Source organism: Streptomyces flavotricini (genome assembly GCF_020639365.1).
Taxonomy (GTDB): Bacteria; Actinomycetota; Actinomycetes; order Streptomycetales; family Streptomycetaceae; genus Streptomyces; species Streptomyces flavotricini.
Genome location: NZ_JAINUL010000001.1, coordinates 547452 through 559348 on the forward strand (window position 1 = coordinate 547452; position 11897 = coordinate 559348).

Annotated in this window: 16 protein-coding genes; 6 read left to right on the forward strand and 10 right to left on the reverse strand. The window is 73.6% G+C overall.

Annotated features, from left to right (window positions below; translation table 11 throughout):
- The first annotated feature begins 135 nt into the window (after positions 1 to 135).
- Positions 136 to 1347, forward strand: coding sequence for an FUSC family protein (locus tag K7B10_RS02780; RefSeq protein WP_229334350.1), 1212 nt, complete (start codon positions 136 to 138; stop codon positions 1345 to 1347).
- Between the two features lie 33 nt (positions 1348 to 1380).
- Here K7B10_RS02780 and K7B10_RS02785 read toward each other — a convergent pair whose 3' ends face one another.
- The 3 genes from K7B10_RS02785 to K7B10_RS02795 form a co-directional block, all read right to left on the reverse strand.
- The gene (locus K7B10_RS02785; protein ID WP_229334351.1) at positions 1381 to 1740 is read right to left on the reverse strand and encodes an SH3 domain-containing protein; all 360 of its coding nucleotides are present in this window, start codon (positions 1738 to 1740) and stop codon (positions 1381 to 1383) included.
- A gap of 184 nt (positions 1741 to 1924) precedes the next feature.
- Entirely contained in the window at positions 1925 to 2305 is a 381-nt protein-coding gene (locus K7B10_RS02790; protein WP_229334352.1) for a GvpU-like protein, read from the reverse strand.
- Between the two features lie 70 nt (positions 2306 to 2375).
- Positions 2376 to 3599, reverse strand: a complete 1224-nt coding sequence (locus tag K7B10_RS02795) for a hypothetical protein (protein WP_229334353.1) — start codon at positions 3597 to 3599, stop codon at positions 2376 to 2378.
- Between the two features lie 335 nt (positions 3600 to 3934).
- On the opposite strand from K7B10_RS02795, the gene K7B10_RS02800 reads away from it, so the two are divergent.
- The 3 genes from K7B10_RS02800 to K7B10_RS02810 all read left to right on the forward strand — a co-directional run bounded on the left by K7B10_RS02800 (position 3935) and on the right by K7B10_RS02810 (position 6605).
- Positions 3935 to 4732, forward strand: a complete 798-nt coding sequence (locus K7B10_RS02800) for a hypothetical protein (protein ID WP_229334354.1) — start codon at positions 3935 to 3937, stop codon at positions 4730 to 4732.
- Positions 4733 to 4988: 256 nt separating this feature from the next.
- Positions 4989 to 5639: a dihydrofolate reductase family protein gene (locus tag K7B10_RS02805; RefSeq protein WP_229334355.1), complete on the forward strand. Its 651-nt coding sequence runs from the start codon at positions 4989 to 4991 to the stop codon at positions 5637 to 5639.
- 123 nt (positions 5640 to 5762) lie between these two features.
- Positions 5763 to 6605 carry a GNAT family N-acetyltransferase gene (locus K7B10_RS02810; RefSeq protein WP_229334356.1) on the forward strand — a complete coding sequence of 281 codons (843 nt, stop codon included), beginning with the start codon at positions 5763 to 5765 and terminating at the stop codon, positions 6603 to 6605.
- A 26-nt stretch (positions 6606 to 6631) separates the two neighbouring features.
- Here K7B10_RS02810 and K7B10_RS02815 read toward each other — a convergent pair whose 3' ends face one another.
- The 3 genes from K7B10_RS02815 to K7B10_RS02825 are packed head-to-tail and all read right to left on the reverse strand — an operon-like array spanning position 6632 to position 8621.
- The gene (locus tag K7B10_RS02815) at positions 6632 to 7336 is read right to left on the reverse strand and encodes a phosphatase PAP2 family protein (RefSeq protein ID WP_229334357.1); all 705 of its coding nucleotides are present in this window, start codon (positions 7334 to 7336) and stop codon (positions 6632 to 6634) included.
- On the reverse strand, positions 7333 to 7941 hold the full coding sequence (locus K7B10_RS02820; protein ID WP_229334358.1) for a phosphatase PAP2 family protein: 609 nt from the start codon (positions 7939 to 7941) through the stop codon (positions 7333 to 7335). The genes K7B10_RS02815 and K7B10_RS02820 overlap by 4 nt, the downstream gene beginning before the upstream one ends.
- On the reverse strand, positions 7938 to 8621 hold the full coding sequence (locus K7B10_RS02825; RefSeq protein WP_229334359.1) for a DedA family protein: 684 nt from the start codon (positions 8619 to 8621) through the stop codon (positions 7938 to 7940). The genes K7B10_RS02820 and K7B10_RS02825 overlap by 4 nt, the downstream gene beginning before the upstream one ends.
- A gap of 134 nt (positions 8622 to 8755) precedes the next feature.
- On the opposite strand from K7B10_RS02825, the gene K7B10_RS02830 reads away from it, so the two are divergent.
- Together K7B10_RS02830 and K7B10_RS02835 are read left to right on the forward strand one after the other, a co-directional pair.
- On the forward strand, positions 8756 to 9133 hold the full coding sequence (locus tag K7B10_RS02830) for a BlaI/MecI/CopY family transcriptional regulator (protein WP_229334360.1): 378 nt from the start codon (positions 8756 to 8758) through the stop codon (positions 9131 to 9133).
- The gene (locus K7B10_RS02835) at positions 9130 to 10074 is read left to right on the forward strand and encodes a M56 family metallopeptidase (protein WP_229334361.1); all 945 of its coding nucleotides are present in this window, start codon (positions 9130 to 9132) and stop codon (positions 10072 to 10074) included. Before K7B10_RS02830 ends, K7B10_RS02835 begins: the two co-directional genes overlap by 4 nt.
- Positions 10075 to 10156: 82 nt before the next feature.
- Here K7B10_RS02835 and K7B10_RS02840 read toward each other — a convergent pair whose 3' ends face one another.
- The 4 genes from K7B10_RS02840 to K7B10_RS02855 all read right to left on the reverse strand — a co-directional run bounded on the left by K7B10_RS02840 (position 10157) and on the right by K7B10_RS02855 (position 11885).
- Positions 10157 to 10465 (reverse strand): pyridoxamine 5'-phosphate oxidase family protein, encoded by a 309-nt coding sequence (locus K7B10_RS02840; RefSeq protein WP_229334362.1) that lies wholly within the window; start codon positions 10463 to 10465, stop codon positions 10157 to 10159.
- A 184-nt stretch (positions 10466 to 10649) separates the two neighbouring features.
- Positions 10650 to 10841, reverse strand: coding sequence for a hypothetical protein (locus K7B10_RS02845; RefSeq protein WP_229334363.1), 192 nt, complete (start codon positions 10839 to 10841; stop codon positions 10650 to 10652).
- 137 nt (positions 10842 to 10978) lie between these two features.
- Positions 10979 to 11245, reverse strand: a complete 267-nt coding sequence (locus tag K7B10_RS02850) for a metal-sensitive transcriptional regulator (protein ID WP_229334364.1) — start codon at positions 11243 to 11245, stop codon at positions 10979 to 10981.
- A 67-nt stretch (positions 11246 to 11312) separates the two neighbouring features.
- Positions 11313 to 11885 (reverse strand): rhodanese-like domain-containing protein, encoded by a 573-nt coding sequence (locus tag K7B10_RS02855; RefSeq protein ID WP_229334365.1) that lies wholly within the window; start codon positions 11883 to 11885, stop codon positions 11313 to 11315.
- Between the last annotated feature and the right edge of the window lie 12 nt (positions 11886 to 11897).

An 11897-nucleotide genomic window follows, 5' to 3' on the forward strand; every position in this document is an offset into this window, starting at 1 on the left:
CGGCTGGGCCGTACGGGGTAGGAGGCGCGGCCGGGGAGCAATGGCGGGCAGCCGGGGTGGGCCGCCTCGCGTACGGTGGTGCCGTCTTGATCCGTGTGACGCGTGGTGCAGCCGAGTCCGGGAAGGCTGGCACGTATGCCGGAAGTCATCGTCACCGTAAGAACCCTCGTCGGCCGCCGCCGGGAGCCCGTCGTCGTCCAGGCCGTCCGCTCGACGGCGGCGGCCGTGGTGTCCTACGTGGTCGCGCTCTGGCTCAGCAGCGAGCCGGCGCCGCTGACCGCGCCGCTGACGGCGTTGCTCGTCGTCCAGGTCACCCTCTACACCACCCTCACCACCGGCATCCGCCGGGTGAACTCGGTCGTCGCGGGTGTCCTCGTCGCCATCGGGTTCAGCACCCTCGTGGGCCTCACCTGGTGGAGCCTGGGGCTGGTCATCCTCACCTCGCTCGTCGTGGGCCATCTCGTACGGGTCGACGAGTTCGTCCCCGAGGTCGCGATCAGCGCGATGCTGGTGCTCGGCGTCACGCAGGTGGCGGCCACCGCCTGGGACCGGGTGCTGGAGACCCTGATCGGCGCGGTCGTGGGGCTCCTGTTCAACGTCTTCCTCGCGCCGCCCGTATGGGTGGCACCGGCGAGCGAGGCGATCACCTCGCTCGCCGGCCGCATGCGCGACCTGCTGGTCCACCTCGGCGACGAGCTGGCGGAACACACCCCGGTGGAGAAGGCGGCCGCCCGGCTGCACGAGGCGCGACGGCTGGACAACGACATCGCGGGCGTGGACGCGGCGCTGCGCCAGGCCGAGGACAGCCTGCGGCTCAACCCCCGGGTGAAGGAAGGGCTGCTCTTCCGCCTCGTGCTCCGTACGGGACTGGACACCCTGGAGATCTGCGCGGTGGTCCTGCGCGTCTGCTGCCGTACGCTGACCGACCTCGCCAAGACGCGTACGGACGGCCCGCTCTTCCAGGACCACCTCGCCGAGGCGCTGCGGGAGCTGTTCGCGCACATGGCGAGCGCCGTCGAGAACTTCGCCGTACTGATCACCGCGCAGATCAGCGCGAGCGCCGAGGAGGCTGAGGTCCGGCTGACGCAGGAGCTCGCGGCGGCTCGGGTCAGCCGCGAGCGCGCCGCGCGACTCCTGCGCGAGGAGGCGCGGGCGCGCTCCGGTGTGTGGCAGTTGTACGGGGCCCTGCTCGCGGATGCCGACCGGGTACTGGACGAACTCGGTGTGGAGAAGCGCTCCGAACGGCTCGTGGAGGAGCTCGACCGGCACTCGCGCACCCGGCGGGCGCTGCGTCCGCGGCTGCGGTTCAGCCGGCTGTGGAGCGACCGCCCGCCCGCGGACGGCTAGGGAGTGTGCCGGTCCGCACCGCGGCGCCGCCCGTCAGCACCACCGGACCGGCGTGTAGTTGTGCACGAAGCGGGCCGAGACCCAGCCGGGCTCGCCGTGCAGCCGGTACCAGATGTTGTTGCCCTCCACCGTGGAGCCCTTGGCCTGGCAGGACAGTTGCACCTTCTCGAACGGGTCCAGCGAGCCGAGGACCGCCGCCGAGGTCGTCGCCCTGGCCCGTACGTGGAGGGCCACGCGGCTGACCACGACGCCCTGGACGTGCGTGTACCCGGAGGCCTCGACGGACGGGGCGGCCGACGTGGCCTCGCCGGGCACCGGCCGTGCCGCGGCCGGTTGCGCGGCCGCGGCCGCCGGCGCCCCTTGGAGCAGCAGCCCCACCCCCAGGGCAGCCATCGCCATCACCGTCTGAGTCCGCCTGTTCCGCTGGCCCATGTGATTCTCCCGTCCCGTGGCGCATGCCTCGGCCCGCCGGTCCCGGCCGGCCCGCGATCGACATTGCCCCGGCGGACGCCGCCCAGTCCGGCGACGTGCCGCCCGCTCGCCCGAATGGCGCAGCGGTTCGGTGGGCCTGCGTGTGTCAGTCGGCCTCCGAATAGCTGAAGTCGCCCATGGTCCAGGCACTGACGTCCTTGATCGCGATCCGGTACATCCCGCCGGTCTCGGGAATGCCCACGGTGCCCTGGAGGATCCGGGCGACGTGGAAATGCAGGTAGGAGGGCGGCGGTGGCGCTTTGCGCGCAGCAGCGCCGCCTTCGGAGTCCATGAACAGGCCGGCGAAATCCCCGAGCCGGTCCGAGTCCGCCAGGACCTCGGCCACCCGCCGGCGCCACGCGCTCTCGGGAGCGAGGCGGCCGGTGATGACGGCGCCGTGCACCAGGACGGTCAAGGACATCTGATTGCTCTGCTGGGACTCCACAGCGGCAGCGATGGCGACGAGCAGGTCGTCAGGCTTCGACATGGGCAGGAATGCTACAAGCATCCGGCCCGGAACCCGGGCGTGTTCACCCTTGTGCCGGGGCGGGGCGGCTTCAGGTGGCGAATCCGATGTGTACGTGGTCGTGGTGCGTCGCGTCGGAGAAGAACTGGTTCGGCCGGGTTCCGCCCGAAAGCCGCACGGGGCCGCCGACGTTGTACGAGCCCGCTGCAGCGGCGGCGCGCATGAACGCGGTGATGAGGCTCCGCGGTGTCGTGGGGTCGACGACGGGACGGCCGTCGACGGCCCAGACGTCGAAGGCCCGGCCGACCGGGTGATCGCTCGGTCGGCCGGTGCCGAACACGTTGACCGGGTGTCCCGACCGCACCACGCTGACCGACATCCGGTAGGTGCCCGCGAGCAGGAGCATCGCCCGGAGCACGCTCTCGTGCACCGCGCCGCTGCGGACGTCCGCGGCCGCGGCGGGCGGCAGCTCGATCCGGGGCCGGGCCAGCACGGCCCGGGCCGAGGCGCCGAGCGTGGTCCCGTACCGGCCGCCGGCTCCGCCCCGGCCGCCGCCGCCGTATCCGGCGCCGCCGCGCCCGCCGGCGCCCGTCGGGTTGAAGACGCCCTGTCCGGCGGAGCCGCCGGGGCCGTTCGGGAAGGCGCCCGGAGAGCCGTTCGCGCCCTCGTTGTCCGCGCCCGGTCCTCCGGTGCCCGCCGCGCCGCCGGCGGTGGCGGTGCCCGGGCCGCCGCCCGTACCTCCCTGTGCGTCCGGTGCCAGGCCGTTGCCGTCGGCTCCCGCGCTGCCGCTGTCCCCGCCGGCGCCTCCCCGGTAGGACGGGGAGCCGATGCCCGGGCCGCCCGCGCCGCCGCCCGAACCCGCCGTCAGCAGGGGGGCGTTGGAGTCGGTGGTCACCGCGACGAGGGCGCCGCCCGAACCGGGTGCGCCGAACTGCGGGTTCGCCGCGGCGTTCGCGCCGCGCCGGCCGACGGTGACGTTGAACGTCTGCCCGGGGGACGTGGGGAGCGTCGCCACCAGGTGCGCGCCCTTGCCGCCGGGTGTGCCGTCGTAGGCGTTGCCACCTCCGGCGCCGTCGAGGGTCACCGTGGCGCCGGCGGCTCCCTCGGGCACCGTGAGGCTTCCGGAGCCGCCCGCCGTGCAGGTGATCGTGGTGATGCCGTCCGCGACGACCGGGGCGGCGCACACCCCTTCGGCCTCCGCCGGAAGCGCCAGGGCCGTCAGGCCGCCCGCGGCGAGCGCGGACGACGCGGCCAGGACCAGCAGCCGGTCACGCCACCGGGATCCCGGTCTGTGGAGTACCGCTTTCGATGCCATCGACGTCTCCCCCTCTCAGTTCCGCCCGGCGGCGGCCGGAGGCGAAGTCTCCTGGGAAGCCGCTGCCGGGCGCTCCGGCACGACGAACCGGAGCGCCGTGCCCCATGACCCCGCCGCCGTTCGCCGGGTGTCGCCGGGCCGCTCATGGAGCGGGGGCCCGGCGACACCGGCGGAAGCATCGCAGCGGGCGACGCACGACGAGGGGGAAACACGGAATCGCACCCGCACCGGCGCCGGGAGGGATAGGGGGACCCCGCCGCGTGGGCGGAGGCGTGCTCACGTGGGGGGATGGGGGCCGCGTGGGTTCGGTGTCGCGGGGCGGGGATCATGGAGGCATGCCCGATGAGTCGAACCTGCTGACCGGCCCGTGGCCGCTCGTGTCGTCCGATGCGACCGACTGGCTGCTGGAACTGTGCGGCGACGGTGTCACCGGGTTCATGCCGCCCGCCATGCCCGACTCGGTCTGGGTGCTCAACGCCATGTACGAGCACGAGCGGGGTGCGGCCGGGGTGTCGTACCACGAGTACCGCCGGGCACGTCTGGCGGACGGCAGCGTCCGGCCCCGCGTCTTCGCGGGCATCGACCTCGAAGTGGGCGTCGCCACGGGAGGCGGCCTCGGCCGCGCCGAGCATCCCGGCCGCGGCTGGCGGCGGCTGCGCTGGGCGGAACTCGCCCGGCGCACCGGCGATCCCGTCGTGCCCGACGGGCTGCTGCCCTCCCACCGCTGTTTCCCCTCGGCCAGGAGGGAGGGCAGCTGGCCGCTCGGCGTCCTCCCGCCCACCGAGGGGAGCCTGGACCGCGCTACCTGGAACAGGCTGATCGCCGTCCTCACCGAACACGCCCCCGCCGGCCCGGACACCTCCTGCCTGGCCTACTACAACCCGCTGATGCTCGCGACCACCGACTTCGACAACCTCCACGTGCAGGCCGGCCGCCTCGGCGACGCGGGGATCCTCTACGACAATCCCGCAGCCGAATTCAGCCCCTCCAACCTCTGGGCGCGCGATCGTTCATGGGTCCTGTGCACCGACTACGACCTGTGGGCCACCAAGGTCGCCGGCCCCCCGGCCCTCGTCGAAGCACTGCTGAACGACCCCGGGATCGAAGCCGTACGACTGCCCGACACGCCGTGACGACGGCCCGCTCCGCGCGGCCTCGACCCCAGGTCCGCCCGCCAGGGCGGCGGTCACGGGTCCGGGGCACGCCGTCGGACGGATCAGCACGGCGGGGTGCCCTCGTCTCTGAGAGGCTCTCCGTCAGTGCAGTCGTCCCCTCACTGCACCGGCCTGCCGGCCAGGCGGTTTGGCCTTTGACCGGTCACGGACGCACCGATGAGTTCTTCAGGCCCGGAGAGTCTCACCGGCATCGTCCACAGCACAGGAGGAACACGTGGCTCAGCTACTGAGGGTCCAGAGCTTCAACGTCTCGAGCGACGGGATCGGCGCGGGTGCCGCCGAGGACCAGAGCCTGGAGAGTCCGTTCGGTCTCCCCGGTGCCGAGAGGCTGTTCGGATGGGCCGGTGCCACGGCGAGCTGGCCCATGCGCACCGATCCCGGAGGGAGCCGGGGTCTCGACGACCACTTCACGCGGGACTGGGCGCGGAACATCGGCGCCGAGATCATGGGCCGCAACAAGTTCGGGCCCCAGCGCGGGCCCTGGCACGACGACGAGTGGCGCGGCTGGTGGGGGGACGAGCCCCCGTTCCACACACCGGTGTTCGTGATGCCCCACCACCAGCGTCCCTCGTTCACCCTCTCCGACACCACGTTCCACTTCGTCGACGGCGACCCGGCCTCGGTCCTCGAACAGGCGCTGGAGGCGGCGCGGGGCAAGGACGTCCGCCTCGGCGGCGGGGTGACCACCATCCGGCAGTTCCTTGACGCCGATCTCGTCGACACGATGCATGTCGCGGTCTCGCCGGTGACGTTCGGGTCCGGAGTACGGCTCTGGGAGTCACCCGATGAGCTGCTCGACCGGTTCCACCTGGAAGTCGTGCCCAGTCCGAGCGGCGTGACGCACCACTTGTTCTGGCGGAAGTGACCGGGCCTCAGGGCCGGCCCCGGTCTGCCGTTCCGGCCTCCGGGGCCGCCGTGCGGTGAGCCGTCGAGCGGCCGGAGGCAATGCGGTGGCAGTGGTCGGAGAGCTGATGCTTGGATGCTCGGCATGACGTCTGTGGATCTTGATGATGGTCGTGAGCTGCTGGACCGGCTTGAGCGGTACTACGACGCGGTTCCCCGCTCCGGTGCCCGGGCCGAAGGCTTCGGGCCGCTGACCCTGTTCGTACGGGAGGGGCAGGGCTGGCCCTTCTACGCACGCCCGACCGCGGGATGGTCCGGAGCGGTGGGCGCCGCCGATGTGACCCGGGTGCGTGCCAGGCAGCGGGAGCTGGGCGTCCCTGAGAGCTTCGAGTGGATCGCCGAGACCGCGCCCTCGTTGAGGGCCGCGGTCGAGCAGGCGGGGCTCACGGTGCACGAGCACCCCCTGATGGTGCTCGACCGGGACGCATCGGCCCCGGCCCTGCCCGGGTCGGCCGACGGCGTGGTGGTCCGGACCGTCGGGCCGGACGATCCCGTGCTGCCGAGCGCGCTGGCCGTCCCCCACCTGGCCTTCGCCGAGCCCGGCACCGGTGTCGGCGCGGCCGGCACGGCGGAACTGGGCGAGGCGGTACGGAGCCGTGCCGGTGACGGTTCCGTGGAACGCGTGGCGGCACGCATCCTGGCCGGCTTGACGTGCGTTGCCGCCGCGGTGCAGGACGGCAGGGCGCTGTGCGCCGGTCAGCACCAGCCGGTCGGCGCGGTCAGCGAGATCGTCGGGGTGGGGACCTTGCCGGCCGCGCGCCGTCGTGGGCTCGGCCATGCGGTCACCGCGGTGCTGGTGGCCGACGCACGATCGCGGGGCATCGAGACCGTCTTCTTGTCCGCGGGCGATGACGACGTCGCCCGGGTCTATGCCCGCCTCGGTTTCCGCACCGTGGCCACCGCGCTGATCGCCGAGCCCGCCGACTAGGGGGTGTCCGCAAGGTGCCTTGGCGATCAGGCTCCAGGGGGTGTCTTGCGACTCGCGGACGGGCCGGTGGCCGCGACGCGACCCCGTCCGAGCCAGGCCTCCGCGGCCCAAGCCGCGGTGAGCCAGGCGAGGGCGTAGAGCCAGCCGCCGAGGACATCGGTGGGCCAGTGCACGCCGAGGTAGACGCGGGTCAGGCCGACCGTGACGGCCGAGCAGGCGAACAGGGCCCACCAGAGCCGGGCAGCGGTCGGCGAGGCCGCGCGCCACACCGCCCAGGCCAGCAGACCGGCGACGAGCGCCGAGGTCGCGGTGTGGCCGGAGGGGAAGGAGAACCCGGACGCGTGCGTCACCCGCTCGGCAACGGGCGGACGCGGCCGGGCCACGCCGTACAGGACTGCGTAGCGCAGGCCCTGGGCCAGCAGCAGGAATCCGAGCGCACCCGCGGCGCTCAGCAGCCGGCCCCTGGTGTCCCGGCCCCATCCGGCGATGAGTCCGGCGGTCGCCGCGCACAGGTACGGGACGGGACCGGTCCCGGTCGCGGTGATGCCGCGCGCGAGGGTGACCGCGACGGCGGGGCGGTGCCGTACCGACCAGCGGTGCAGACTCCCGTCGAGTGGGTACGGGGTGCCGTGGCGGGCCGTGACGAGTGCGGCCAGTACGGCGAACAGGGCCGCGCACAGCGCTGCGACCAGGCTCCGGCGGCTGGCTCGCGATGCGTCGGGGGCACTCACCGGGCGGCGACCAAGGGGCGCAGCGGCGTACTGCCCAGCCGCAGTACGAGGGGGGTCGCCCGGCGGGCGGCGCGGGTCAGCAGCCAGCCGATGACCGCCCCGACGGCCAGGCCGAGTACGACGTCATGGGGATAGTGGGCACCCACCCAGACCCGGGAGAAGGCCATCAGCAGCGCGGCCGGCACCGCGATCGCCGCGAGCCGGCGGTCGGCTGCCCAGAGGGCCGCGGCGGCCGCGGCGGCGATGGCGGCGTGGTTGCTGGGGAACGACCAGTCGCCGAGCGGCGGGCAGGCTTCCAGTGTGACCGTGTGCAGGGTCCGGCAGGGGCGCTGCTCCCGGAAGACCGATTTGATGCCGGTGTCGGCGAGGAAGGCGACGACCACGACCAGGGGTGCCGCCAGTGCCATGGTGATCCCGCCCGGGTCGGCGGCCGCCCGGGCGTGCCACCAGGCGGCCAGCATGAGCACGGCGAAGAGGGCGAGGCCGTACGTCGACCATCCGGTGGCCAGGCCGTCGAGCCAGCCGGGGGCCTGCTGGGCCAGGCCGGTGAGCCGGGTGTACAGGTTTCCGTCGACGGCGGGGCCGTCCAGGGCGAGCAGGCTCAATGCGAGCCTCCGTTCGAAGTACGGCTGCCCCGTCGGCGGACGACCTCCACGGCGAGCGGGGCGAGGGAGACGAGTACGACGAGGGCGACGAGCGGCAGGAGGTAGCGGTCGACATCGGGCACGGACGAACCGAGCGCGTACCCGGCCAGCACCAGTCCCACCGCCCACACGAGCCCGCCGATCACCTGCCAGAGCGTGAAGACGCGGGCCCGGACGTTCAGCGCCCCGGCCATCGGGTTCAGTACGGTGCGCACGATCGGCACGAAGCGGGCCAGGACGATCGCCTTGGCGTGCCCGTACCGGTCGAGGAGTTCCTCGGCCTTCGCGGCGCCCTCGTGGAGTTTGCGGCTGCGGCTGCGGGCCAGCAGGGTGCGTCCGCCGCGGCGCCCGAGGAGGTAGCCGGTCTGGGCCCCGAGCAGGGCGCCGGCCACGGCCGCGCACAGCACCTGCGGGAGCGAGAGGTGGACCGGCCCGTGGTTGCCCGGCACGCAGAGCAGACCGGCGGTGAAGAGGAGCGAGTCGCCGGGCAGGAAGAAGCCGACGAGGAGACCGGTCTCGGCGAACAGCACGACCGCGACGCCGAGGGCGCCGAAGGCCGACAGGAGGGAACCGGCGTCCAGCAGATTGACGGCCTGCGGACTGAGCGCCTGTGACGCTGCGGCAAGGTCGGGCCAGGTCATGACGGACGGCTCCCCTAGGGTGAGAGTTGCAGGTGCAGGTGCAGGGTCCGGGACGACGCCCTGCCGGCTGGCGACTACAGTTCCGTAGACGGTCTACAGCACTGTAGACGATCGATGTGTGGAGGAGCGCACCCATGGGCGACAGGAACGCGGAGCGACGCCCTGCCGGCGAGCTCGAGGCCGGCGTGCTGGCGGCCCTCTGGGCCGCGGACGGCCCGCTGTCCCCGGGCCAGGTCCAGGAGCAACTGGGCGGGTCCCTCGCCCGCACGACCGTGACGACGATCCTGTCCCGCCTGTTCGAGAAGGGCACCGTGACCCGGCAGCGGTCCGGCCGCGGGTTCGTCTACGTACCGGCCGAGGACGCCTCCGGCCTCACCGCCCGGCGCATGCACGCCGAACTCGCGAAGGACGAGGACCGCGGGGCCGTACTGAGCCGCTTCGTCTCCCAGCTGAGCAGCGAGGACGAGCGCCTGCTGCGCGCCCTGCTCGACGGGGAAGGGGACGCGCCGTGATCCACACCGCCTGGCTCCTCCCCCTCTTCGTGCCGTTCCTCGTCGCACCGGCGGGCGGGCGGCTGGCCTCGAACCTGCCGCCCCGGCAGGCCATGTGGCTGCTGACGGCGACCGCGGCCGGTCTCGCCGCCGCGAGCACGTGCGCGCTGGCCCTGCTGATCGTCCCCGGCGCCACCCACCTCCACGCCGTGGCCGCGCTGGGCCACCTGCTCACCCCGCTGAGCAGCGGATCACCCGACACCGTCATCGCGATCGCCGTCGCCGCCGGGGCCCTGCTGGCCTGGTGCGCGGCCCGGCTGGTGTGCGGCGCACGCCGACGCTGGACCCAGCTGCGCCACGCCGGGAAGCTCGCCGCGGAGGCGGACGGCGAGCTCGTCGTCCTGCCGGACGAGCACCCCGACGCCTACGCGCTCCCCGGAAGCCCCGGCCGCGTCGTCGTCACGACCGGCATGCTGCGCGCGCTGTCGGCGCCCGAGCGCGAGGTCCTGATCGCCCACGAGCGCGCCCACCTCCGGGAGCGCCACCACCTCTTCACCGCCGTGGTCGACCTGGCCGGCCTGTGCCACCCCGCGCTGCGGACCCTGCGCGAGCCGCTCGCCTACGCGCTGGAACGCAGCGCCGACGAGGCCGCGGCCAACGCCGTGGGCAGCAGGCGGCTTACCGCCCGGGCCATCGGCCGGGCCGCTCTCGCGACCCGCGCCTCGTCCGCGGCCGGCCGTACGCGTCCCGGCGTGACCCTCTCCGCGACCGCCGGACCCGTTCCCCGCCGCGTCGCCGCCCTCCTCGGCCACGGCACCGAGACCAGAACGACCCGGCCCCTCGCCCGGCGCGCCGCGGTCCTGGCACTGGTGGCCTGCCTGGCCTTCTCCGCCGGTGCGTCCCTCCAGGCGGCCGACGATCTGCACGACGGCATCGAAGTCGCCCAGGGCGAAGCCCGGTGACGCGCAGCACCGGAAGGGAAGAGGGCTCTGCCGAGACGCGGCCTCGGATCCGATCCGGCCGGAGGCGCGCGAACGGGCGCCGCTACGGGCCGCCCTCGTGCAAGCGGAAGCCGGTGACCGGTTCGGATCTGATCCGGATCGCTCCCGATGCGCCGCCCGCCCCCCAGGGCTCCGGGAGGCGCACGTACCGCTCGATCTCGTCCGGGTCGGTGACGGCGGTGGCGTAGCCGGTGGCGACCACGCTCCAGCCCGGGCGTTCACCCGGATCGACGCCATCGGCCTCGTAGGCGACGACCGCGCCCGCACCCTGCCAGGCCGCGATCCGCACGGACGGCATGGCGAGGGAGGCGAACGCCCCCGGTCTCCATGCTTCTCTGGACTTGGGGCTCATCCCGCGGCGCGAGTCGGCTGAGCCCGGGCCGGTCCGTAACGCCTGCGCCGCTCATATGCCGCCCTGTCGGGTCTGGCCGGAGAACCTCCCAGCGGCTCCGCCGGCGTGAGGACATCGCGGTGGGGTGACTTGTTCCTACGGGACGGTGCCGGAGAGGCGTGACAGAGCCCGGCGCTTGTGAGCTCTACATGCGGGTGGCGGCGAAACCGATGAGGATGACCGCAGTGATCACGATGCCGGTCAGCCCGGCCCAGCCGCCCAGAAGTGCGCACGCCGCCACGACGGCGAAGGCGCCCAGCATCAGTGCGGCGAACGCCCGGGCCGACAACCCACGGTCATCACTGTCTTCTGCATGCGCCTTCGTTTTCTTGGTCACCGTGCGCACGGTATCGAGTCTGGCTGGCCGGTCTCGCGTCGGGGGCTCACGAGTGGGGCGCGACACCGCGCCATGGCCGGTGCGGGCACGCGGACGGCCCGGTTCGCGGTGGCTGCCGGGCCGTTCGGGGTGGTGCGTCAGGCGAGGGTGAGGAAGAGCTTTTCGAGTTCTTCCTCGGTCATCGGGGCCTGGTTCGCATCGGCGTTGGTCATGCACTGGCGCATGCCGCTGGCGACGATTTTGAAGCCCGCGCGGTCCAGGGCCTTGGAAACGGCGGCGAGCTGCGTGACGACGTCTTTGCAGTCGCGGCCGGCTTCGATCATGGCGATGACTCCGGCGAGTTGTCCCTGGGCGCGGCGCAGACGGTTGAGGACTGCGTTGACTGAGTCGTCGTCGACTTTCACCGGTTGCCTCCTGGCCTTGTCTGCTCTCCACCCCATGGTACCCCAGGGGGTATCTGGGGCGATGGGGTCAGTGGTCGCGGAGGGCGGCGAGGGTGGCTTCCAGGTCGCCCCGGCGGGGGCGGTTGTGGGGAAGTCTGGCGAGGAGGGCGGCCATGCCGCAGGTGTTGGTGACGGCGGAGAGGGCCAGGCCGCCGGCGATGCCGGCGGAGACGAGGCGGAAGGCGGGGCGCAGGCGGCCGAGGGCGAGGCCGGTCAGGACGATGGCGCCGGCGGCGAGGCGGACCTGGCGTTCCATGCTCCAGGCGGTGCGCCGGGTGCCGTCGGGGTGGTGGAAGGCGTGGCCGTCTGCGGCCCAGGCTCCTGTGCCGCCGGCGAGTGTGGCGGTGGTGATGCCGTGGGCGGCGAGCGTGTGGCAGGCGTTCTCGGAGCGGGCGCCGGAGGCGCAGACGACGAGGATGTCGCCGCGCTGGGCTGCGTGGCGGATGTCGGGCAGGGCCCGGTCCAGGTGGTCGAGGGGAATGTTGTGGGCGCCGGGGAGGTGGCCGGTGGCGTACTCGCCGGGGGTGCGGACGTCCAGGACGATCAGCTCGTGCAGGCGAGTGCGAGCCTGCTCGGTGTCGAGGGTGCGGGGTGTGGTCATGATGAGGCGTTC

Bases quoted from the DNA above. Each gene is read 5' to 3' on its own strand.
- K7B10_RS02800 (WP_229334354.1), top strand. From the start codon at position 3,935: ATGCCCGATGAGTCGAACCTGCTGACCGGCCCGTGGCCGCTCGTGTCG.
- K7B10_RS02840 (WP_229334362.1), bottom strand. From the start codon at position 10,465: ATGAGCCCCAAGTCCAGAGAAGCATGGAGACCGGGGGCGTTCGCCTCC.
- K7B10_RS02785 (WP_229334351.1), bottom strand. From the start codon at position 1,740: ATGGCTGCCCTGGGGGTGGGGCTGCTGCTCCAAGGGGCGCCGGCGGCC.
- K7B10_RS02790 (WP_229334352.1), bottom strand. From the start codon at position 2,305: ATGTCGAAGCCTGACGACCTGCTCGTCGCCATCGCTGCCGCTGTGGAG.
- K7B10_RS02855 (WP_229334365.1), bottom strand. From the start codon at position 11,885: ATGACCACACCCCGCACCCTCGACACCGAGCAGGCTCGCACTCGCCTG.
- K7B10_RS02780 (WP_229334350.1), top strand. From the start codon at position 136: ATGCCGGAAGTCATCGTCACCGTAAGAACCCTCGTCGGCCGCCGCCGG.
- K7B10_RS02795 (WP_229334353.1), bottom strand. From the start codon at position 3,599: ATGGCATCGAAAGCGGTACTCCACAGACCGGGATCCCGGTGGCGTGAC.
- K7B10_RS02810 (WP_229334356.1), top strand. From the start codon at position 5,763: ATGACGTCTGTGGATCTTGATGATGGTCGTGAGCTGCTGGACCGGCTT.
- K7B10_RS02830 (WP_229334360.1), top strand. From the start codon at position 8,756: ATGGGCGACAGGAACGCGGAGCGACGCCCTGCCGGCGAGCTCGAGGCC.
- K7B10_RS02825 (WP_229334359.1), bottom strand. From the start codon at position 8,621: ATGACCTGGCCCGACCTTGCCGCAGCGTCACAGGCGCTCAGTCCGCAG.